Origin of the sequence: Mesorhizobium sp. WSM4904 (genome assembly GCF_029674545.1) — a bacterium.
In the GTDB taxonomy this organism is placed as follows: domain Bacteria; phylum Pseudomonadota; class Alphaproteobacteria; order Rhizobiales; family Rhizobiaceae; genus Mesorhizobium.
Window position 1 is genome coordinate 4,533,831 of sequence record NZ_CP121354.1, and the last position, 20,746, is coordinate 4,554,576.

Sequence of the window (20,746 nt, forward strand, 5' to 3'; positions counted from 1 at the left end):
TCTATTTCAGCCAGCGTTCGATGCGGGCCAGCGCCTCGACCATGTCGTCGTGGCTGCCGGCATAGGAAAAGCGCATGGTGCGGTGACCCTGCAGCGGGTCGAAGTCGCGGCCCGGTGTAGCCGCCACATGCGCCTCGGCCAGCATCTTGCGCGCGAAGGTCATGCTGTCATTGGTGTGCCGGGTGACATCGCAGAAGGCGTAGAAGGCCCCGTCCATGGGTGCCGCGAGCGCCAAGCCGAGTTCCGGCAGGCGCTTCATCAGAAGGTCGCGGTTCCAGGCATAGCGCGCCTTCACCGCTTCCAGTTCCTCGGTTGCCTTGAAGGCCTCGATCGCCGCGACCTGCGACAATTCCGGCGGCGAGATGTAGAGGCTCTGGGCGATGCGCTCGACCGGCCGCACCAGTTCCTCCGGCAGCACCATCCAGCCGATGCGCCAGCCGGTCATGCAGTAGTATTTCGAAAAGGAGTTGATCACCGTCACGCCGGCGCCATGGGCGAGCGCCGTGACATCGGGCGCGGCATAAGCCAGACGATGGTAGATCTCGTCCGATATCACCGCGATGCCGAGCTCTTCGGCGGTCTTCACCAGCGCGGAAAGCTCGTCGGCCGGAATGACCGCTCCGGTCGGATTGGCGGGGCTGGCGAACAGCACGCCTTTCAGCGGTTTTTCGCGATGCGCGGCCTTCAGGTGGTCGGCATACAGATAGGCGTCCGAGCCAAGCTCGATCTCGACGATCTCGATGCCGAGCGCGGCCATGATGTTGCGGTAGGCCGGATAGCCGGGCGCGGCGATGGCGACGCGGTCGCCCGGGTCGAACATCGCCAGGAAAGCAAGGTTGAAGGCGGCGGACGAGCCCGTGGTCACGGCGATGCGGCCAGGTGCGACATCGATCCCGTAGTGCTCGCCATAGTGTTCGGCAATCGCCTTGCGCAGCTCAGCCAGCCCCAAAGCGTCGGTGTAGCCGATGCGGCCATGTTTGAGCGCAAGAGCCGCAGCCTCACGGACTCCGGCCGGCGCGGGGTCCGACGGCTGGCCGACCGCCATCGACACCACGGGAATGCCGGTGGCCTTCAGCCGGTTGGCTTCGGCCAGAATATCCATGGCATGGAACGGCTCGACCTCGCCGCGGCGTGAAAGCGAAACGACCATTTGACCTCTCGTCCAGCCTGCCTTTTTTGTTGGAGCAATTCCGCGTGGAAAACCGCTGCGCGGTTTCTGGAATTGCCGCAGTTCGGCGGTAGCGCCGCACAAATGCCCGATTGATGTGGGGATCACAAGCGCGCAGGAAGTTATCGGCGCCGACTTTTCATCCTTCGCCCGCTCGTCTACCAGTGGACCTGTCATGTTGAGCCGACCCGAACGATGATTGGCAAATCGACCGCAATAAAGCGAACCGCGCGCGGATTCGCGACGCTTCTGCTTGCTGCCGCAGTCGCGGTATCGACTTCCGTGAATGCCTTCGCACAAGGCGTTCCGGTGGTGCGCGACGCCGAGATCGAAGCGCTGGTGCGCGACTATGCCCGGCCGATCTTCAAGGCGGCAGGCCTCGCCAATGACGGCATCGACATCGTTCTCGTCAATGATTCGAGCTTCAACGCCTTCGTCACCGGCCGCCGCCTGTTCATCAACACCGGCGCGCTGGTGACGGCCGAAACGCCGAACGAGATCATCGGCGTCATCGCGCACGAAGCCGGCCATATCGCCGGCGGCCACCAGCAGAAGCTGCGCGACCAGCTCGACCGCGCCAAGACGATGGCCATCATCGCCACGCTGCTCGGGGCCGGCGCGATGGTCGCCGGCGCCACGACCAACAGCCGCGGCCTTGCCGGCGCAGGCATAGGCGTCGCCGCCGGCGGCGGCGAGATGGCGCAGCGCAGCATCCTTGCCTATCAGCGAGGCGAAGAGATCACCGCCGACCGCTCGGCGATCACTTATCTCAACGCCACCGGCCAGTCCGGCATGGGCATGCTGAAGACCTTTTCCCGCTTCCAGAGCGCGCTTTCGCTGTCAGGCACCCAGCTCGATCCCTACCGGATCAGCCATCCGATGCCGCAGGAGCGCATCGCCAACCTCGAAGTGCTGGTCAAGGCGAGTCCGTACGTCAACCAAGTCGACCCACCGGCGCTGCAACAGCGGCACGACATGATGCGCATCAAGATCGCCGCCTACATGCAGGGCCAGGCGGCCGTGGCGCGGCTGATGCGCAAGAACCCGACCAGCCTCGCCTCGCGCTACGGCGACGCGCAGCAGACCTATCTCTACGGCAATCCGGGCGCAGCGCTGACCAAGACGGCGGCGCTGATCAAGGAGCAGCCGAAGAACCCCTATTTCCAGGAATTGCGCGGCGACATCCTGATGAAGGTCAACAAGCCCAAGGATGCCGCGGATGCCTATGCCAAGGCCGTCAGCCTCGATCCGGCGCGGTCCGGTTTGCTGATGGTCTCGCTCGGCCAGGCGTTGATGGCGGTCGGCACGCCGGATTCGATCAAGAAGGCGGTGACCCAGCTCAACAACGGGATCGGCCGCGACAAGGAAAATGCGGAAGCCTACCGCTATCTGGCGCAAGCCTATGGCGAATTGGGGCAAATACCGGCCGCCGATCTTGCGACGGCGGAAGGCCATTACTATTCGGCCGACTACAAGAATGCGAAGATTTTTGCCATGCGCGCTCAGCAGAAGTTGAAGCGCGGCGAGCCTGGCTGGCTTCGCGCGCAGGATATCATAAACTACACGCCATCGAACAAGCTCAAATGAACCTCCCGGCCGTGCGCGGCGACTAGAGTGGCCAGGGACAGGCAGAAGGAAATGATCATGAACAAGGCAATCCTGCTCGGCAGCGCCGGCGTAGCGGTAGCGCTCGGCATGCTGGCATTCGGCTTCGTGGCAGGAAGCCCGCAGGCCGCGAAGGCCGATACGACGCAGGCCATCCAGGTGGCTTCCACCGACACCAAGGTCGACCGCAAGGAGGTCGAAGGCATCATCCGCGACTATCTGCTGAAGAACCCGGAGGTTCTGCTCGAGGTTCAGGACGCGCTCGAGGCCAAGCAGAAGGAAGAGCAGCGGCTCGCCGCGCTCGGCGTCATCAAGAACGCGAAGGACGAGATCTTCAACTCCACTTTCGACGGCGTCGTCGGCAACCCGAAGGGCAAGGTCACCATCGTCGAGTTCTACGATTACAATTGCGGCTTCTGCAAACGCGCCATCGAAGACATGAAGGCGCTGACCAAGGCCGACCCGGACCTGCGCTTCGTTCTCAAGGAATTCCCGATCCTCAGCCCGGATTCACAGAAGGCCAGCATGGTGTCGATGGCCTTTCACCTGATGATGCCGGAGAAGTACGGCGAATTCCACACCGCGTTGCTTGGCGGCCAGGGCCGCGCCACCGAGGCAACCGCCATGAAGGTCGCGCTTTCGCTCGGCGCCGACGAGGCGAAGCTGCGCGAGAAGATGAAGGATCCGAGCATCAACGAGGCGCTCTCGCGGACCTACGACCTCGCCACCAAGCTGTCGATCACCGGCACGCCGTCCTATGTCGTCGGCAACGAGGTGGTGTTCGGCGCGCTTGGACAGCAAGTCCTGGCGGAAAAGATCGAAGAGGCCAAGAGCGCGCTCTGAGCTGTCGCGGGCTGCGCCAACAGGCGGTTTTCCGCCTGTTGAGGACAGCGAAAGAACGCACTTGCGCTCTTTTCGCGGGCGGTTATGCCCATTATAGAGGTCCGGCGCGCCGGCTTGGGGCCGGCGTCGAAGAAGGTCGGCATTTTGAAAACGATATTCGTCCTCAACGGTCCCAACCTCAATGCACTCGGCAAGCGCGAGCCGGGGATTTATGGCGGCAAGACGCTTGCCGCCATCGCGGAGGATTGCAAGGCCGCCGGCGCGGCGCTCGGGCTCGAGATCGATTTTCGCCAGTCCAATCACGAAGGCGACCTCGTCGACTGGATCCAGGAAGCCGGCGACAAGGCTTCCGGAATCGTCATCAACCCAGGTGCCTACAGTCACACCTCGATCGCCATCCATGACGCCATCCGCGCCGTCGCGCCGTTGCCCGTCGCCGAAGTCCATCTTTCCAATATTCACGCGCGGGAGCCTTTCCGCCACGTCTCCATGGTCGCGCCGGTCGCAGTCGGCATGATCTGCGGGTTCGGGCCACTCGGCTACACGCTTGCGCTGCAGGCACTGGCGGCACGCCTGTGACCGGCTCCCAAACAGAAGGCTCGAAAATGTCGATAAAGAAGAATGGTGTTGACCAGCAGCTGATCCGCGATCTGGCGGGCATACTGAACGACACCAACCTGACCGAGATCGAGGTCGAGCTCGGTGACCTGAAGGTGCGCGTCTCGCGCCAGTCACAGGCCGTCCATGCGGTCGCCGCGCCACTTCCCGTCTCCGCACCAGTCGCAATGACGCCGGCCCAGGCGGCGGCAGCACCTGCCGCCGCAGCCGATCCTGCCAAGAACGCCGTACCCTCGCCCATGGTCGGCACCGCCTATCTGGCGCCCTCGCCCGACGCCAAGCCCTTCGTCGAGATCGGCCAGAAGGTGAAGGAAGGCCAGACGCTGCTGATCATCGAAGCGATGAAGACGATGAACCAGATTCCCTCGCCGCGCGCCGGCACGGTGACGGCGATCCTGATCGAGGACGCCCAACCGGTCGAATACGGCATGCCGCTCGTGGTCATCGAGTAGAGCCGGGAACAGCGGAGAGATGTTCCAGAAGGTCCTCATCGCCAATCGCGGCGAAATCGCACTTAGAGTGCTGCGCGCCTGCAAGGAGCTCGGCATCCAGACGGTGGTGGTCCATTCGACGGCCGATTCCGACGCCATGCATGTGCGGCTCGCCGACGAGAGCGTCTGTATCGGTCCGCCGCCGTCGCGCGAAAGCTATCTCAACATCCACCAGATCGTCGCCGCCTGCGAGATCACCGGCGCCGACGCCGTGCATCCGGGCTACGGCTTCCTGTCGGAGAACGCCAAGTTCGCCGACATCCTCGCCGCCCACAACATCACCTTCATCGGCCCGTCCGGCGACCATATCCGCATCATGGGCGACAAGATCGAGGCCAAGCGCACGGCAAAACGCCTCGGCATCCCTGTGGTGCCGGGTTCGGACGGCGCGATCAGCGACGAAAAGGAAGCGAAACGCGTTGCTGCCGAGATCGGCTATCCGGTGATCATCAAGGCTTCGGCCGGCGGCGGCGGCCGCGGCATGAAGGTGGCCCGCTCGGAAGCCGACCTGGAAGTCGCGCTGCAGACGGCAAGGTCGGAAGCGGGCGCCGCCTTCGGCGACGACGCTGTTTACATCGAGAAATTTCTGGAAAAGCCGCGCCACATCGAATTGCAGGTGTTCGGCGACGGCGCCGGCCGCGGCGTGCATTTCGGCGAGCGCGACTGCTCGCTGCAGCGCCGCCACCAGAAAGTCTGGGAGGAGGCCAACTCCCCCGCCCTCAATTCCGAGGAGCGCGCGCGCATCGGTGGCATCTGCGCCAAGGCGATCGCCGATCTCGGCTATTCCGGCGCCGGCACCATCGAATTCCTCTACGAGAACGGCGAGTTCTACTTCATCGAGATGAACACCCGCCTGCAGGTCGAGCATCCTGTGACCGAGGCGATCACCGGCATCGACCTCGTGCATGAGCAGATCCGCGTCGCCTCCGGCGGCGGGCTGTCGGTCAGGCAGGAAGACATCAAGTTCAACGGCCACGCCATCGAATGCCGCATCAATGCCGAGGACCCGCGCACCTTCACGCCGTCGCCCGGCACCATCACGCATTTCCACACGCCAGGCGGCCTCGGCGTCCGCGTCGATTCCGGCGTCTATTCCGGCTACAGGATCCCGCCCTATTACGACAGCCTGATCGGCAAGCTGATCGTGCATGGGCGCAACCGCGTCGAATGCATGATGCGGCTGCGCCGGGCGCTCGACGAGTTCGTCGTCGACGGCATCAAGACGACGCTGCCGCTGTTCCGCGACCTTGTCGGCAATCCGGATATCGCCAATGGCGATTACGACATCCACTGGCTCGAAAAATACCTGGCCGAGGACGATTAAAGCGCGTCGCGCTTGAAGCGGATTCCGGCGACGCGCTTCAATCCTCTTGTTTGATGCATGTCGTCACACCAAAACCGCCGCGCACTTTTGGGCGACGCGGTTTAGGGTCTTGCGGTTATAATGGCGCAATGACTCGTCCCTACGCGCCCGGCTACCGCATCCCTACCGACCTGCTGCTGAAGGCCTATGCCTCGGGCGTGTTCCCAATGGCTGAGAGCGCGACCGACCCGGAAGTGTTCTGGGTGCGGCCGGAAACGCGCGGCATCATCCCGCTCGACGGGTTCCACACGCCTCGCAGCCTGAAGAAGACGATCCGCAGGCATCCCTTCGACATCCGCTACGATTTCGACTTCGAGGCTACGATCGACGGCTGCGCCGAAAAGCGCGACGAGCGCCGCTCGACCTGGATCAACGCACCGATCCGCGAAGCCTATGTCGAGCTCTACAGGCTGGGCCACTGCCATTCCGTCGAGGCGTGGCGCGAGGGCCGGCTGGTCGGCGGCCTCTATGGCGTGTCGCTCGGGCGCGTCTTCTTCGGCGAAAGCATGTTCGCCCGGGAAACCGACGCCTCGAAGACCTGCCTCTATTATCTCGTCGAGCGGCTCAACGAACGCCGCTTCGCCCTGCTCGATACACAATTCACCACCGAGCACCTCAAGCGCTTCGGCGCCGTCGACGTGCCACGCAGCCGGTACGAGAAGATGCTGGCCGAGGCCCTGAAGGGCGACGCGGTTTTTTATCCTTGAGAAAACGCGTCCGGCGGACAAAAGGCGCGCGGGCGCCGAAGGATCAGTTCTGGTCCGTGGTGTCGGCACCGTCCGGCGTGGGCGCTGCGTCCGTCGGCTCAGGCGCGGCGTCGGCCGGCTGCGCGGGTGCCTTCGGCCTGGCGGCATTCGTCTTCGGCTTGCCCGTATCGGCCTTGGCGGCGGTCGGCGGCGGCACATCGGACTTCTGCTTGCAGCCCTTCAGCCAGACGTCATAGACGGCATGCTCGACGGCGTTGAGGCCGGGGCTTTCGGCGAACATCCAGCCGGTGAAGATGCGGCGGATCTTGCGGTCGAGCGTGATCTCGTCGACCTCGACGAAGGAATCGGTCTTCGGCTGTTCCGTCTCTGGCCGCGAATAGCAGACGCGCGGCGTAACCTGCAGGGCACCGAACTGCACCGTCTCGTCGATATAGACGTCGAAGGTGATGATGCGGCCGGTGATCTTGTCGATGCCGGCGAATTCGGCGACCGGATTGGTGATGCGGTCGGAGACTGGCGGTGCTGCCGGTGCCTGCGGGGCGGCAAGCACTGCCGTCGAGGCGGCCAGAAAGGAAGCTGCCGCGACCAATCCCGTCGACATTCGGCTTGGAGCCTTTGAGCGCAATTCCGGACGGAAAACCGCCGCGCACTTTTCCTGGAATTGCTCGAAGAAGCTCATGCAAGGATACCGGTGGTTGCGCCCGGGTGATTCTCTCAATCGCCCAAGGCTAGTCATGGCTGCGATATCGGCAAGCAGCTAAACGCCAATTGTGGCGACAAAGGACCGAAGAACGCGTTTACGAGCCGGGCGTCCAGGCGTCGTAGTCGCCGGTCACCTGCGGACGGTGCTGGTTGGTCAGGATGGAACCCTGCGGGCGATAGGCACCGGGCATTCCGGTGAGGTTCGCCCGATGCGGCTTCTGCCACTCGCGAGCCTTGTAGCTCTCGCCCGATGGGGGCGTGTCGACGCGATGATGGATCCAGCCGTGCCAGCCCGGCGGGATTTTCGAGGCTTCGGAATAGTCGCGATAGATGACCCAGCGCCGGGTGCGGCCTTCCGAATCGATGCCGCCTTCGTAGTAGACGTTACCGGCCTCGTCCTCGCCGACCTTCTTGCCGAAGCGCCAGGTGTGGAAGCGTGTGCCCAGCGTCTGGCTGTTCCACCAGGTGAAAAACTGCAGCAGGAAAGTCTTCATCCAGATCCTCGTGGCGGCAGCGGCCGCGCTGTCTTCCTGCTTATGGCGTCAGGCCATCGCGAAGGCAAGGGTTTTGCCGCGCCCGCGACGTAAATGCTTCGTGCGCCAAAGCGCGTCGCGCTGAAACCGATTCAGGCGACGCGCTTTGGTTTGCTTATGCATGTCGCAAAACCGCTGCACACTTTTGCGCGACATGCATTAATCGATACAGGCGCGGAAGACGCGGCAGCCCTGCTTGCCAAGCGTTGCCTGTGTTTCTAAAGCTCGCACGCCCGCAAAGCGGGCGCCTGGCCCGCTCCGGCCGAGGGAGGTGAGGATTGGCCCCAGAACGGTCCACCGGCAATCGGATCGGCGCCGAAGACATTCGCCGCCGCAAGGGTGGCGTGCCGATCGTCTGTCTCACCGCCTACACCTATCCGATCGCCCGCATGCTCGATCGGCATGTCGACCTGCTTTTGGTCGGCGACAGCGTCGCCATGGTGCTGCACGGCCACCCTACGACGCTCGGCGCCTCGCTGGAGATGATGATCGCGCATGGGCAGGCGGTGATGCGCGGCTCGACAAAAGCCTGCGTGGTCGTCGACATGCCCGCGGGCAGTTACGAGGCCTCGGTGACTGAAGCGGTGCTCTCGGCAAGGCGCATCGTCGGCGAGACCGGCTGCCAGGCGGTGAAGCTCGAGGGGGGCGTCGACATGGCCGCGCAGATCGCGGCAATCGTCGCCGAAGGCATACCGGTGATGGGTCATATCGGCTTGCAGCCGCAATCCGTGGAAAAGGACGGCGGCTACAAGATCAAGGGCCGGACGGAGGAAAACATCGCCGCGCTTTTTCGCGATGCCGAGGCGGTCGAAAAGGCCGGCGCCTTCTCGGTGGTCATCGAGGGCACGGTGGAGTCGGTGGCGTCGGACCTCACCCGCCATGTCTCGATCCCCACCATCGGCATTGGCGCCAGCGGCGACTGCGACGGCCAGATCCTGGTGATCGACGACATGATCGGCATGACGGTCGACCGCGTGCCCAAATTCGTCAAGGAATACGCAACCCTGCGCGACACCGTTTCGGACGCGGCAGCGCACTACGCCGCCGAGGTGCGCAGCCGCGCATTTCCGGGCCCGGACCACGTCTTTTCGGCGACATCGGACAAGGACAAGGCATGAGCTGGCCGATCATCGTCGACAGCGTCGCAGCGCTGCGGGCGCAAATCCGGACCTGGCGCCAGGAAGGCCAGAGGATCGCCATGGTGCCGACCATGGGCGCCCTGCATGACGGCCACATCTCGCTGGTGAGGATCGCGCTCGAACAGGCCGAGCGCTGCGTCGTCTCGATCTTCGTCAATCCGGCCCAGTTCGCGCCGACCGAGGACCTGGACAAGTATCCGCGCCAGTTGGCCCTCGATCTCGACCGGTTGCGGGAAGCCGGCGCGCATCTCGCCTTCACACCGGGTGTGACGGAAATGTACCCGGCAGGCTTCGCCACCAAGATCTCGGTCGGCGGCCCTGCTGCCGGCCTTGAAACGGATTTCAGGCCGGCCTTCTTCGATGGCGTCGCCACGGTGGTGGCCAAGCTTTTCCTGCAGGCGGCGCCTGATTGCGCGGTGTTTGGCGAGAAGGACTACCAGCAGCTTTGCGTCGTCAGGCAGCTTTGCCGCGATCTCGACCTGCCGGTCGAGATCATCGGCGCGCCCACAGTGCGCGACTCCTGCGGCCTCGCCATGTCGTCGCGCAACGCCTATCTCAGCGAGGCCGAACTCGAGGTCGCGCGCAAGCTCAACGCGGTTCTGCGCCAAACCGCAACGGAACTGGCGTCCGGCGCCGATGAGACCGGCGCCATGGAGGATGCCGCAGAAGCTCTCGTCCGGGCAGGCTTTCGAAAGGTCGACTACGTCGCTGCACGCGAAGCAACGACGTTAAGGCCCTGGCGGCGGGACCGCGACGGCCGGCTGCTCGCCGCGGCCTGGCTCGGCACGACCAGGCTGATCGACAATGTGGAGATTCTTCCCGCGCCTGAGTGACGAAGTTTGGACGCCCGGGGATGCTTCAAATCATCTTCGGACGATCTACGTCAGCCGCTTCTCCAGGATGAGCGCGGGCATTCCCGAACCGCCGCCGCAATCGGCTGTCCTGCCGGCGGGCCGGAACCCATTCGCCTCGTAGAAGGCGATCGCCGGAGAATTCGCCCCCTCCACTTCCAGGCGCAGTGACCGCGCTTCCGGGAAGCTGGCCTCGACCTCGTCGAGCAGCGACCGGCCGATCCCTCGCCGCTGACAGTCCGGATGCACGTAGAGCTGGTTGAGCAGGACGATCTTCGGGTCCTCGGTGACGGAAGCGAACGCCATGCCGCCGAGGCGCTTGCCGTTGTCGGCCACCAGGAATTCCGAGTTGGGGCGCGTCAGCCGCGCCTTGAGCGAGGCGATCGAATGCCAGTCATCGGTGATCTCGGTGATGCGCCGGGCGCCGTAGACGGCATCGTAGGTGGCGTGCCAGGTCTCGACCAGCAGCGCACGGATGGCGGCGAGATCGCGTTCGCTCGCCGTCCGCACGAACATGCTAGCCCTCGATGCCGAGCTTGGCCTTGACCAGCTCGTTGACCGCCTGCGGGTTCGCCTTGCCGCCGGTCGCCTTCATCACCTGGCCGACGAACCAACCGGCCATGGTCGGCTTGGCGCGCGCCTGCTCGGCCTTGTCGGGGTTGGCGGCGATGACCTCGTCGACAGCTTTCTCGATGGCGCCGGTGTCCGTGACCTGCTTCATGCCTCGGCTCTCGACCAGCTGGCGTGGGTCGCCGCCCTCGTTCCAGATGATCTCGAACAGGTCCTTGCCGATCTTGCCGGAGATCGTGCCTTCCTTGATCAGGTCGATGACCGCCCCTAGCTGATCGGGCGAAACCGGCGCATTTTCAATATCTTTGCCGGCCTTGTTGAGAGCACCCAGCAGGTCGTTGATGACCCAGTTGGCGGCAAGCTTGCCGTCACGACCGGCCGCCACCTTCTCGAAATAGTCGGCGATCGGCTTCTCCGACACCAGCACTGACGCGTCGTAGGTCGAGAGTCCGAGCGAGCCGATCAGCCGCGCTTTCTTGTCGTCGGGCAATTCAGGCAGATGCTGTGCCAGATCATCGACGTAGACCTGGTCGAACTCCAGCGGCAAAAGGTCGGGATCCGGGAAATAGCGGTAGTCATGCGCCTCTTCCTTAGAGCGCATCGAGCGCGTCTCGCCCTTGTTGGGGTCGAAAAGACGGGTCTCCTGCTCGATCGCACCGCCATCTTCGAGGATGGCGATCTGCCGGCGCGCCTCGGATTCGATGGCCTGGCCGATGAAGCGGATCGAGTTGACGTTCTTGATTTCGCAGCGCGTGCCGAAGGCGCCTCCGGGGCGGCGGACTGAGACGTTGACGTCTGCGCGCAGCGAGCCTTCGTCCATGTTGCCGTCGCAGGTGCCGAGATAGCGCATGATGGTGCGCAGCTTGCTGACATAGGCCTTGGCCTCGTCGGCGGAGCGCATGTCGGGCTTGGAGACGATCTCCATCAGCGCCACGCCCGAGCGGTTGAGATCGACATAGGACATGGTCGGATGCTGGTCGTGCATCGACTTTCCGGCATCCTGCTCGAGATGCAGCCGCTCGATGCCGACCTCGATGTCCTCGAATTCGCCCTGCCGATCCGGACCGACAGACACGATCACCTTGCCCTCGCCGACGATCGGCTGCTTGTACTGCGAGATCTGGTAGCCCTGCGGCAGGTCCGGATAGAAGTAGTTCTTCCGGTCGAAGACCGACTTGTGGTTGATCGCGGCCTTCAGGCCCAGCCCGGTGCGGATCGCCTGCTTGACGCACTCCTCGTTGATTACCGGCAGCATGCCGGGCATCGCCGCGTCGACCAGGCTGACATTGGCGTTGGGCGCGGCGCCGAAAGACGTCGAGGCGCCGGAGAAGAGCTTCGCCTCGGACGTCACTTGCGCATGCACTTCGAGACCGATGATGATCTCCCAGTCGCCGGTAGCCCCGGAGATCAGGCGTTTCGGATCTGGCGTGCGGGTATCGATGATGCTCATTGAGGCCTACGTACTTAGAATTCTCGGATATGCATAACGCATATTTTTGATGTGCAACTTCGCTAGTGCAAACCGCCCGGCGAGACAAGCGCAAAGCCGCCTGCTGGCCTTTTCCGCCGCTTTCGCCTATAGGACATCCATCCCAATGGAGAGTGGATGTCCACTTACGCTCAGTCCCGGTAAGGCCCTGACCTCCTAGCGAGGCAGGGCGACAAAAACCTGAAACCCCGTGCCGCGATTTCCGCGGCGGCGGCTTTTGTTGTTTTCCCGGGAATTCTTCAATGGACATTTCGCGTAACGAACAGCGCATCCTGCACCTGCTCGCGCAAGGCGGGCGCATCGAAATCAAAAAGAACGACAGCAAGAAGATCGCTTCGGTCCAATGCCTGACCCGCGACGGCTGGCATTATCCGGGCCTCGACCTTGACCTCTTTCGAAAGCTAAGGCGGAAGAAGGCCGTATCTTCGTCTTCCGGCGGACCCTACCGCATCACCAGACGCGGGCTGGAACTGGTCCGCGCCGAGCTCGACAATAGATAGAGGCTTTCATGCCCGGTTCCGCCGGCCGGCAATGGCCGGCGGTTCCTCGCCGCCTCAGGCGGTGGCGATATAAGCCCGGATCTCCTCGGCCTCGCGCTCGACATCCTCGATGCGGCGCTTGACCACGTCGCCGATGGAGACGATGCCATCGAGCATACCATCCTTCTCCACCGGAAGATGGCGGAAGCGGCCCCTGGTCATGATTTCCATGACCTCGTTGACCGTATGGCTCTCGTTGCAGATCTTGACCTTGGGCGTCATGGCCGAACGCACCGCGATATCGAGCGCCGCCGCTCCTTCCCTGGCTATGACCCGCACGATGTCGCGTTCCGAAAGAATGCCGACGATCTTGCGGTCGCCATTGGTGATGACCAGCGCGCCGATCCGGTGCTCGGTCAGGATCCGGATGGCTTCGCTCAGCTTTTCATTGGGCCCGAGCGTGAACACGTCATGGCCCTTGCTTTCAAGAATTGCCTTAACCGTCATGGCGTCCTCCTCAGCCTTGCTCGCCGGCTCCTGCCCTGACCGGCTTAAGCCCCAGCGCCCTCGGGAAGACGCTGGGTGGCTCAAAGCGCGCCGCAGCGCGCTTTAAGTCATTGTTTTGATGCATCTCTCTCTCCCAAAACCGCTTCGCAGTTTTGGGCGACATGCATGGCAACATCGTGCGCCGTGATTGGTTGCATTTCAAGTATGATGCGGAGTTACTCGGCCGGCGGCGGACGGTCGAAAAAACGCAGGCCGAAGAAGCCGGCCACAAAGCCGCCGATATGGGCTTCCCAAGCGATCTGGCCGTCGATACCCGGCGCGAGGTCTAGCAGGCCGGTGGCGAGGTTGATCACCATCCAAACGCCGAGAAACGTCACGACGCCGCGCAAGCGCAACACGATTGCGATCGGCAACGGATCGCCGGCGAAGGCCGCCCGGCCGGACGAGCGGTCGATGCGGAAGCCGTAGCGCGCCGCCGCACCCATCATGCCCGAGATCGCGCCCGAAGCGCCGACGAGCGGCATCTCGCCATAAGGGTGCATTGCCCAGAACAGCGCGACCGAAGCGAGCCCGGTCACGGCGTAGAACACCGCAAATCGAAGGGCGCCGAGGCGATTGGCAAGCGGTGAGCCGAAAGCGGCAAGCCAGACCATGTTGATGGCGATATGGGCAAAGCCCCCATGCATGAAGGCGTAGGTGAAGGGACGCGTGAACAGGAACCAGTCGAAGCCGTATTGGCCGGTATAGAGCACCGGGATGAAGGCTCCATCGTAGAGCAGCGTCATTTGCTGGGTTTCGTTCAGCACATATTGCTGCAGCAAAAAGACGATCGAGCATATCGCGATCACCGCCAGCACCACCGGCGGCAGGTTGAACACCGGCTCGCGGCGCGGCTCCGGCGCCTCTTCGTCCGGCCGCGGTTCGGGTTCAGTCGGGCTTGTCGGTTCGTTCATGCGCACTTGGAGTTGGCTGGAGATTCGATGTGAGCGCCAGCATGTAGTTCACGCCCAACCGAATCACAAACCGCGAATCGCCACAGCCGAAGCGAATCAAAAGGAAAGCCGTCCAGGGCTTCCCCTGAACGGCCGGTCGAGTCCCCTGCTCCCCGAAAACTCCGACTAAAGCGCGGTCGATCGCTGCTGAAACGACCGTTTGGAGTGGTTTTCGATGTGCCACAGGCTCCGCAGGCACGCAATGTAAACCACTTGTTAACCTTAACGCCCCCGACCCGTGAACAAACGTTAACGATACTGGCACGCATCCTGCTCCGCACCGCATGAAGGTCATCGGAGGGCGCCCTGTCTGTTCGCCGATGGGACAGCAAGAAAGACAGATTGCTCGGAGCGGAATGGAAATGAATCAGAACGGATCAATCACGCTGTTCCAATATTGGAACCAGCTGCGTGAGGGCCGCCCGGCCCCGAAACGTTCGGAAGTCGAGCCGGCGGACATCAAGTCGCTTCTGGCCGATACGTTCATCCTGGAGCGCGACACGCGCGGCGAAGCCGTGTTCCGGCTGGCTGGCACCAGGCTCTGCGCCCATTACGGCCGCGAGCTCAAGGGGTTCTCCTTCCCTTCGCTCTGGCGCGAGAAGGACCAGCGGCTGGTGTCGCGGCTCATCCACGGCGTCTTCGACCAGAAATCGGTCCTGCTGCTGAACTACGAGGGCTTTAGCCAAAACGGCCGTTCCAACAAGTTCGAACTGCTTGCGCTGCCGCTCGACGGCGGTGTCGAGAACCCGCGCTGCCTGGGCATTATCAGCGCTGCGGAAAGGCCATTCTGGCTGGGTGCCGACCCGCTCGTCGACGCCCTGATCGACGCGATCCGGGTCATCGATCCCGACAAGGAACCGATGTTCCTGAAGAACCGACCCGCGATCGACGTTCCGTCGCTCGTTCCGACTGAGTTCGATGCGCCCGAAACCATTTCGGCGCTCGGCCGCGTGCGCCGGATCCGGCACCTCGTCGTCTTTGACGGCGGGCGCAACGAATAAGGCGATCGCGACGTTTTTGCCCTGATCGGACCTTGCTTCCCGCATTGCCCTGGCGTCTGGTCCCAAGCCATTTAGGGCTGGCTTTTTCCCCTTTGTTAACCTGCTTTGCTGTAACTTTTTCCGGTGAAATTCCTCGCATCGGCGCGCGGAATGCCAACGGGGTGTAGGCAGTCATGAGGTCAGCGGCGGAATACGCGCCGTCCCGAGTGGAGCGGCGTAATTTCCAGCGCGTCCGGGTCAAGATCTACGGGCGATTCATGCTGGAAGACCGCACCGAGCATCCGTGCCAGGTGATCGACATGTCGCCCGGCAACGTCGCCTTGCGCACCGATCGCGTCGGGATGCCGGGCGAAAAGGTCATTGCCTATATCGACCATATCGGCCGCATCGAAGGCGTCGTGACGCGGACCTCGCAGGACGGATTCGCCATGACCGTCATCGCTTCGGACCGCAAGAAGGACAAGCTCGCCGCGCAGCTCACCTGGCTTGCCAACAAGCATGAGTTGGACTTGCCGGAGGATCGCCGCCACGAGCGCGTCGCGCCGCGCAATCCGATGAGCGTGCTGCAGCTCACCGACGGGCGCCAGTATCAGTGCCGCATCATCGACCTGTCGCTTTCGGGCGCGGCGATCGAGATCGACGTCAAGCCGGCGATCGGCGTGCAGGTCATGCTGGGGACAATGCGCGGCCAGGTGGTGCGTCACTTCGAGGACGGCGTGGCCATCGAATTCGCCGTCATCCAGCGGCCGGAGACATTGGATTCGGAATTCAACGCGCCGCGGTCCTGACCACTCCAAAACCAGGCAAGCACCGAACCGGCCCCTCAGCGGCCGGTTTTTTGTTGGTCGGATTGTGCCTCTCGTAATCAGGCGGCATGTCGAGGCACCGCGAGAGCCGGGGACGGCGCCCGGCGAAATCTCAACAATCCGAAATCGAGACAGTTCAAATTTTATATTTATTCTACGGGCGTTTTACTCAATATCTGCTTCGGGTTTTTGCGCCAAATAAATCCCAACGTGGCACAGTCTCTCTCAAACGGGGAGACTACCATAATGAAAATGATGAGGGGCAAGCTGTTGCTCTTGGCAATGGCGATGCAGCTTTCCGCTTGGGGAACGGCAAACGCTGGACCGGTTTTCATGCATACGGGCGGCCGCACCACCCAACCGGTCGGCCATTATGAATTCTGCCAGCGCATCCCGGTCGAGTGCAACGAGAGGACGCCGAAAGGATCACCGGTCGAACTGACCCGCAAGCTGTGGACGACGATCATCAACGTCAACAATTCGGTCAATACGCGCGTCAAGCCGCGCACCGACATGGAGATTTATGGGGTCGAGGAATATTGGGCCTACCCCGAAAACGGCTATGGCGACTGCGAGGACTATGCGCTGGAGAAGCGTCGCGAGCTGATGGCCGCGGGCGTGCCCGCTGGCGACCTTTTGATGACGGTCGTGCGCCAGCCGAATGGCGACGGTCACGCGGTGCTGACGGTACGCACCAGTCTCGGCGAATTCATCCTCGACAACCTCGAGCCGAAAGTGCTCGCCTGGAACGACACGGTCTACACCTACCTCAAACGTCAATCGACCGAGAATTCGGGCGTTTGGGTTTCGATCAACGCGATCCCCGTCCCCAACGACCGGGTTTTAGGAGCCGGCCCTGTCCCCGGGCCGGCTCCGCCTTTTCCGGCGACGCTTACCCGCCACTTCGATCGCAGGCTGGCCGGCCTTTCTTATTGCAGTGGATGAGAGCAACATGGCTGCTCATTCCGGATGGAGGGCGATGCTGGAAATCCCTGACGATCGCGGCGCGCGTCACCTGTTGTTCAAGGCCATAGATGATGCCTTCAAGGCGGGCGACTTCGAGGGTCTCGGCAAGGCGCTCGGCGGATCGGCGCGATGGTTCGACGAGAGAATGGCCTTCGAGCTCGGCCTTGGCCATCCGCTGGAATACGCGATCTATCGGAGTCCGATCGCTTTCATCGCAACCTTGCTTGGTGCGGGCTCGAATCCGAACTACGAGGACCTTGCCGGTTTTCCTTCGATCATCGCGGCACTGTCGACGAAGCGGCCGGAAAGGCTGGACGTCATCCGGCTCCTGCTGGAACACGGCGCCGACCCGAACATGCGCGGCGTGAACGACTGGACGCCCCTGCACTATGCTGTGGCGCAACGCGATGCGGAGGCAATCCGCCTGCTGCTGGCTTCGGGCGCGGATCCATCGCTCAGGACGCACATCGACGACTATGAGACCGCCCTGGAAGGCGCCGACGAAGCCGGCTTCGAAGCGGGGGCGTCGCTGCTGCGCGAGGCGATGTCCCGGCAAGGTTAAGCCGGCGGCGCCACCGGCCAGCTCGCTTCAGGCCTGCTTCAATCCGGCCTTGAAGCGTTTGCCATTGGCGACATAGTGCGCGGCCGAGACGCGCAGCCGCTCGATCGCCGCGTCGTCCAGCGTCCGTATCACCTTGGCGGGCGAACCGACGATCAGGGAATTGTCCGGAAAGACCTTGTTTTCCGTCACCAGGGCGCCGGCGCCGACCAGCGAATTCCTGCCGATCCTCGCGCCGTTGAGCACGATGGCGCCCATGCCGATCAGGCTGTTGTCGCCGACCGTGCAGCCGTGCAGCAGCGCGCGATGACCAATCGTGCAGCCCTGGCCGATGGTGAGCGGATAGCCCGGATCGGTGTGCATGACCGTGTGTTCCTGCACATTGGTGTCGGCGCCGATCGTGATCGGCTCGCCGTCGCCGCGGATGACAACGCCGAACCAGAAGCCGGCATTGCGGCCAATGCTGATATCGCCGATCAGCGTGGCGTCCGGCGCAAGCCAGTTGGTTTCGGCATCCTCGAACCGAGGCGCTTTCCCATCGATCGCGTAGATCGGCATTTTTCGTCTCCGATTCGTCTCAAAGCCGGGAATTCGGCAGAGCCTAACGCATGTCTCCCGAAAGTGCGCAGCGGTTTCGAGACAAAGACATGCTTAAAATCGAAGGCCTAAAGACCGGTCGCCCATGAGGCAATGGCGATCAGCACAATGCCGAGCGCCAGCGCCCAGGCCGCGGCCGTGCAGCCGCAGGAAAGCAGCGCCAGCGTGCCGATGCGCCCCTCGCGCCGTGCAGCCAGCGCTTCGTTGGTGAGCATGAATGGGCCGGCGCAGGCGGTTGCCGCAAGCGAGCGCGCAATATGGGCGGGCGACACATAGGGTTCGGCAAAGGCCAGCCGGCGGCCGGAGATCAGTTCCATCGCCGAGCCCGCAAGCCCGCACGCCGTCAGGCCGACCGCAAAAGCGTAGAGAGGGAGCAACACGATATCCATCTTTACCAACCGTTTACCATGAGACCGCACAGTCGTGCCGACGCGCTGCAAGGGCCATGCCGCGCAAGCTGTGCCACCTGAGGACAGGTGAGCGGATCGGGGATCGCGATGAGAGAGGCAGCCGCCGCCGAGCAATTCGAGGTCGTCGACTCGACCTTCATGAAGCGGGTCTTCTATGCCTTCGCGGCGCTGGCCCTGCTTTCGGTGGCGATCAGCGTCGGCGGCAAATGGCTTGGCCGGTCGATCGCCATGGCCGGCTATACCGACGACACGACGGTCCGACAGGTCGTCATCGGTAACAATCTGATCAGCGTGCCGGCCAACTTCATCCGCTTCGACCAGACCAGGCGCGACGGCATCGCCACGCGCCTCGATCTTTACCTGCGCTATCCCGAGATGGACGGCTACAGCAGCGCCGCGCGCGACGACTTCAACCACGCCACGACCAAGAAGATCATCTTCCTGTCGTTCGAGCCGCGTATGATGTCGCGCGACATGAGCGGCCGTTTCGCGCCGATCTACAGCGCCTTGATCGTCAGGCCCGGCACGCCGGGCCCGAGCGGCACGACGCTTTACGGCTTCACCGAGAAATCGGGCTATCTCAACGAGGTGCTGGCGGTCGCCGACCGGCCGGGCAAGGACCCGTTCGTCGCCCGCTGCCTGAGCGGGCCAAGTGCCGAGGAATCGCTGGCCCCCTGCGAGCGCGACATCCAGGTTGGGGACGATCTCAGCCTCACCTACCGTTTTCCGCGCGAGCTGCTCGGGAACTGGCAGGCGCTCGACGCCGCGATCGCCGCGAAGGTGGCAGGCATCCTGAGGACTGGACGCTGAAGCGCGCCGCTGCGGCCCTTCGTCCCCTCCTGGCTCAACGCATCGGCATGACGGACGCCAAGATACGGTCTGGCATCAGGCTGACGAGGCGCGCTATTGCTCATGCATGACGCCAGCCTATCTCGCTTTCGATCCCGCCAGCCGTCGCCTGCGGCTCGACCCGCACGAGCCGGCCTTCGTGCAGAACCCGTATGAGGCCTATGCCTTGCTGCATGGCGCCTCGAACGCCTTCTTCTGGGAGGATTACGGCTTCTGGTGCTTTGGCGGCTTCGACGACGTCAACCGCCTGCTGCGCGACCGCCGTTTCGGCCGGCAGAACCCGGCCGGCATTCCCGACAGCCGCGGCATCGGCGACGACCGTTCGCACCTCACCGCCTTCGACGCGATCGAGGCGAATTCCATGCTGGAGCTCGAGCCGCCGGTGCACACGAGGCTGCGGACGCTGGTCAACCGCGCCTTCGTCTCGCGTCAGGTCGAGCGGCTGAGGCCGCGCATCGAGGCTCTGGCCAATGAGCTGATCGACCGCTTCGAGCCGGGCGGCGCCGATCTCCTGCCCGCCTACGCCTCGCCTTTGCCGATCACCATCATCGCCGAGATGCTGGGCGTCCCGGTCGAGATGGGACCGCAATTGCTCGACTGGTCGCACCGGATGGTCGCCATGTACATGCATGGCCGCACGCACGTGGTTGAAGAGACCGCGAACCGCGCCGCGCGCGACTTTTCCGACTTCCTGCGCGGCTATATTGCGGAGCGGCGCAATAAACCTGGCGACGATCTGCTTTCGCTGCTGATCGAGGCCCAGGACAACGGCCAGAAGCTTTCCGAAGACGAATTGGTTTCCTCGGCGATCCTTCTCCTCAATGCCGGACACGAAGCGACCGTGCACCAGACCGGCAATGCCGTGCGTTCGATCCTCGCGCAAGGCGGCGATCCGCGCCGTTTTTTCGCTACGCCTGAAGCAAACGCGGCAGCGGTCGAAGAATGCCTGCGCTTCGATGCGCCGCTGCACATGTTCCTGCGCTATGCCTATGAGGAGATCGAAGCGGCGCCGGGCATTCTGGTCAAGCCCGGCGAGATGGTCGCGCTGCTGCTCGGCATGGCCAATCACGACCCGCTGGCGTTTGCCGGACCTGACGCTTTCAACCCGGCGCGCACGGACCAGAAGAACGTGTCCTTCGGCGCCGGCATCCATTTCTGCATCGGCGCGCCACTGGCGCGGCTTGAGCTGCAAGTGTCGTTGAAAACGCTGTTCGACCGGCTGCCAAGATTGCACCTGACCGAGGAGCCGCGCTTTCGCGACACTTATCACTTCCACGGGCTTGAGAGGCTTGCGGTCTATTACTGATGACGAAAGACAATCGACCTGATGTGATCAGAGAGGTTTCTTCGCAACTGATCAGACGTCAGCAAAAGCTCGGGATGGGCGCGGGCGTGCTCGAGGATTGGCACAACCTCCTCTCGCAGCCAACGCAAGCGTTGCACCGCATCGCCTTCTGGGGGCTGTTCGCTCAAACCGACCCTGTCGTTCATTTTCAGGCAC

Annotated in this window: 25 protein-coding genes; 15 read left to right on the forward strand and 10 right to left on the reverse strand. The window is 63.4% G+C overall.

The features are described 5' to 3' along the window. Position 1 precedes the first annotated feature (1 nt). Positions 2 to 1,150, reverse strand: a complete 1,149-nt coding sequence (locus QAZ47_RS21795) for an aminotransferase class I/II-fold pyridoxal phosphate-dependent enzyme (RefSeq protein WP_278230665.1) — start codon at positions 1,148 to 1,150, stop codon at positions 2 to 4. A gap of 213 nt (positions 1,151 to 1,363) precedes the next feature. Between QAZ47_RS21795 and QAZ47_RS21800 the strand changes: the two genes are divergently transcribed. The 6 genes from QAZ47_RS21800 to aat all read left to right on the forward strand — a co-directional run bounded on the left by QAZ47_RS21800 (position 1,364) and on the right by aat (position 6,795). Then, on the forward strand, positions 1,364 to 2,755 hold the full coding sequence (locus QAZ47_RS21800; RefSeq protein ID WP_278230666.1) for a M48 family metalloprotease: 1,392 nt from the start codon (positions 1,364 to 1,366) through the stop codon (positions 2,753 to 2,755). A gap of 57 nt (positions 2,756 to 2,812) precedes the next feature. Then, entirely contained in the window at positions 2,813 to 3,616 is an 804-nt protein-coding gene (locus tag QAZ47_RS21805; protein WP_278230667.1) for a DsbA family protein, read from the forward strand. A 144-nt stretch (positions 3,617 to 3,760) separates the two neighbouring features. Beyond that, positions 3,761 to 4,195, forward strand: a complete 435-nt coding sequence (gene aroQ, locus QAZ47_RS21810; protein WP_278077942.1) for a type II 3-dehydroquinate dehydratase — start codon at positions 3,761 to 3,763, stop codon at positions 4,193 to 4,195. A 26-nt stretch (positions 4,196 to 4,221) separates the two neighbouring features. Continuing rightward, entirely contained in the window at positions 4,222 to 4,686 is a 465-nt protein-coding gene (gene accB, locus QAZ47_RS21815; RefSeq protein WP_278230668.1) for an acetyl-CoA carboxylase biotin carboxyl carrier protein, read from the forward strand. 19 nt (positions 4,687 to 4,705) lie between these two features. After that, positions 4,706 to 6,049: an acetyl-CoA carboxylase biotin carboxylase subunit gene (accC, locus tag QAZ47_RS21820; protein ID WP_278230669.1), complete on the forward strand. Its 1,344-nt coding sequence runs from the start codon at positions 4,706 to 4,708 to the stop codon at positions 6,047 to 6,049. A gap of 128 nt (positions 6,050 to 6,177) precedes the next feature. Further along, positions 6,178 to 6,795 (forward strand): leucyl/phenylalanyl-tRNA--protein transferase, encoded by a 618-nt coding sequence (gene aat, locus QAZ47_RS21825; RefSeq protein WP_278230670.1) that lies wholly within the window; start codon positions 6,178 to 6,180, stop codon positions 6,793 to 6,795. A 43-nt stretch (positions 6,796 to 6,838) separates the two neighbouring features. Here the strand turns inward: aat and QAZ47_RS21830 are convergent, their stop codons facing one another. Together QAZ47_RS21830 and QAZ47_RS21835 are read right to left on the reverse strand one after the other, a co-directional pair. Continuing rightward, positions 6,839 to 7,396 (reverse strand): DUF2155 domain-containing protein, encoded by a 558-nt coding sequence (locus QAZ47_RS21830; RefSeq protein ID WP_278230671.1) that lies wholly within the window; start codon positions 7,394 to 7,396, stop codon positions 6,839 to 6,841. Positions 7,397 to 7,592: 196 nt separating this feature from the next. Continuing rightward, positions 7,593 to 7,991 carry an NADH:ubiquinone oxidoreductase subunit NDUFA12 gene (locus tag QAZ47_RS21835; RefSeq protein ID WP_278230672.1) on the reverse strand — a complete coding sequence of 133 codons (399 nt, stop codon included), beginning with the start codon at positions 7,989 to 7,991 and terminating at the stop codon, positions 7,593 to 7,595. A gap of 317 nt (positions 7,992 to 8,308) precedes the next feature. Here QAZ47_RS21835 and panB point away from each other — a divergent pair, with 317 nt between their 5' ends. Beyond that, positions 8,309 to 9,148, forward strand: coding sequence for a 3-methyl-2-oxobutanoate hydroxymethyltransferase (gene panB, locus QAZ47_RS21840; protein ID WP_278230674.1), 840 nt, complete (start codon positions 8,309 to 8,311; stop codon positions 9,146 to 9,148). Beyond that, positions 9,145 to 10,002, forward strand: coding sequence for a pantoate--beta-alanine ligase (panC, locus tag QAZ47_RS21845; protein ID WP_278230675.1), 858 nt, complete (start codon positions 9,145 to 9,147; stop codon positions 10,000 to 10,002). Before panB ends, panC begins: the two co-directional genes overlap by 4 nt. Positions 10,003 to 10,047: 45 nt before the next feature. Here panC and QAZ47_RS21850 read toward each other — a convergent pair whose 3' ends face one another. Both QAZ47_RS21850 and gatB read right to left on the reverse strand, forming a co-directional pair. Beyond that, complete coding sequence (locus QAZ47_RS21850; RefSeq protein WP_278230676.1) at positions 10,048 to 10,536, reverse strand: GNAT family N-acetyltransferase; 489 nt, start codon at positions 10,534 to 10,536, stop codon at positions 10,048 to 10,050. Between the two features lies 1 nt (position 10,537). Further along, positions 10,538 to 12,040 carry an Asp-tRNA(Asn)/Glu-tRNA(Gln) amidotransferase subunit GatB gene (gene gatB / locus QAZ47_RS21855; RefSeq protein ID WP_278230677.1) on the reverse strand — a complete coding sequence of 501 codons (1,503 nt, stop codon included), beginning with the start codon at positions 12,038 to 12,040 and terminating at the stop codon, positions 10,538 to 10,540. A 281-nt stretch (positions 12,041 to 12,321) separates the two neighbouring features. Here gatB and QAZ47_RS21860 point away from each other — a divergent pair, with 281 nt between their 5' ends. Next, complete coding sequence (locus tag QAZ47_RS21860) at positions 12,322 to 12,579, forward strand: YjhX family toxin (protein ID WP_278230678.1); 258 nt, start codon at positions 12,322 to 12,324, stop codon at positions 12,577 to 12,579. A 54-nt stretch (positions 12,580 to 12,633) separates the two neighbouring features. Here the strand turns inward: QAZ47_RS21860 and QAZ47_RS21865 are convergent, their stop codons facing one another. Together QAZ47_RS21865 and QAZ47_RS21870 are read right to left on the reverse strand one after the other, a co-directional pair. Further along, positions 12,634 to 13,065, reverse strand: coding sequence for a CBS domain-containing protein (locus QAZ47_RS21865; protein WP_278077672.1), 432 nt, complete (start codon positions 13,063 to 13,065; stop codon positions 12,634 to 12,636). Positions 13,066 to 13,280: 215 nt separating this feature from the next. Next, positions 13,281 to 14,018, reverse strand: coding sequence for a rhomboid family intramembrane serine protease (locus QAZ47_RS21870; RefSeq protein WP_278230679.1), 738 nt, complete (start codon positions 14,016 to 14,018; stop codon positions 13,281 to 13,283). Positions 14,019 to 14,419: 401 nt separating this feature from the next. Here QAZ47_RS21870 and QAZ47_RS21875 point away from each other — a divergent pair, with 401 nt between their 5' ends. The 4 genes from QAZ47_RS21875 to QAZ47_RS21890 all read left to right on the forward strand — a co-directional run bounded on the left by QAZ47_RS21875 (position 14,420) and on the right by QAZ47_RS21890 (position 17,392). Continuing rightward, entirely contained in the window at positions 14,420 to 15,058 is a 639-nt protein-coding gene (locus QAZ47_RS21875; protein WP_278230680.1) for a PAS domain-containing protein, read from the forward strand. Between the two features lie 173 nt (positions 15,059 to 15,231). Continuing rightward, the gene (locus QAZ47_RS21880; protein ID WP_278077675.1) at positions 15,232 to 15,846 is read left to right on the forward strand and encodes a PilZ domain-containing protein; all 615 of its coding nucleotides are present in this window, start codon (positions 15,232 to 15,234) and stop codon (positions 15,844 to 15,846) included. Positions 15,847 to 16,110: 264 nt separating this feature from the next. Beyond that, a complete protein-coding gene (locus tag QAZ47_RS21885) occupies positions 16,111 to 16,809 on the forward strand; it encodes a transglutaminase-like cysteine peptidase (protein WP_278230681.1) in 699 nt (232 codons plus the stop codon). A gap of 7 nt (positions 16,810 to 16,816) precedes the next feature. Further along, entirely contained in the window at positions 16,817 to 17,392 is a 576-nt protein-coding gene (locus QAZ47_RS21890; protein WP_278230682.1) for an ankyrin repeat domain-containing protein, read from the forward strand. Between the two features lie 27 nt (positions 17,393 to 17,419). On the opposite strand, the gene QAZ47_RS21895 is transcribed toward QAZ47_RS21890, so the two are convergent. Together QAZ47_RS21895 and QAZ47_RS21900 are read right to left on the reverse strand one after the other, a co-directional pair. Beyond that, positions 17,420 to 17,947 (reverse strand): gamma carbonic anhydrase family protein, encoded by a 528-nt coding sequence (locus QAZ47_RS21895; RefSeq protein WP_278230683.1) that lies wholly within the window; start codon positions 17,945 to 17,947, stop codon positions 17,420 to 17,422. A 107-nt stretch (positions 17,948 to 18,054) separates the two neighbouring features. Then, on the reverse strand, positions 18,055 to 18,375 hold the full coding sequence (locus QAZ47_RS21900; RefSeq protein ID WP_278230684.1) for a hypothetical protein: 321 nt from the start codon (positions 18,373 to 18,375) through the stop codon (positions 18,055 to 18,057). Between the two features lie 108 nt (positions 18,376 to 18,483). Here QAZ47_RS21900 and QAZ47_RS21905 point away from each other — a divergent pair, with 108 nt between their 5' ends. Beyond that, positions 18,484 to 19,206, forward strand: coding sequence for a hypothetical protein (locus QAZ47_RS21905; protein ID WP_278230685.1), 723 nt, complete (start codon positions 18,484 to 18,486; stop codon positions 19,204 to 19,206). 106 nt (positions 19,207 to 19,312) lie between these two features. Beyond that, the gene (locus QAZ47_RS21910) at positions 19,313 to 20,551 is read left to right on the forward strand and encodes a cytochrome P450 (protein WP_278230686.1); all 1,239 of its coding nucleotides are present in this window, start codon (positions 19,313 to 19,315) and stop codon (positions 20,549 to 20,551) included. Here the strand turns inward: QAZ47_RS21910 and QAZ47_RS21915 are convergent. Continuing rightward, the gene (locus QAZ47_RS21915) at positions 20,545 to 20,736 is read right to left on the reverse strand and encodes a hypothetical protein (protein WP_278230687.1); all 192 of its coding nucleotides are present in this window, start codon (positions 20,734 to 20,736) and stop codon (positions 20,545 to 20,547) included. The genes QAZ47_RS21910 and QAZ47_RS21915 overlap by 7 nt on opposite strands. Positions 20,737 to 20,746 lie beyond the last annotated feature (10 nt).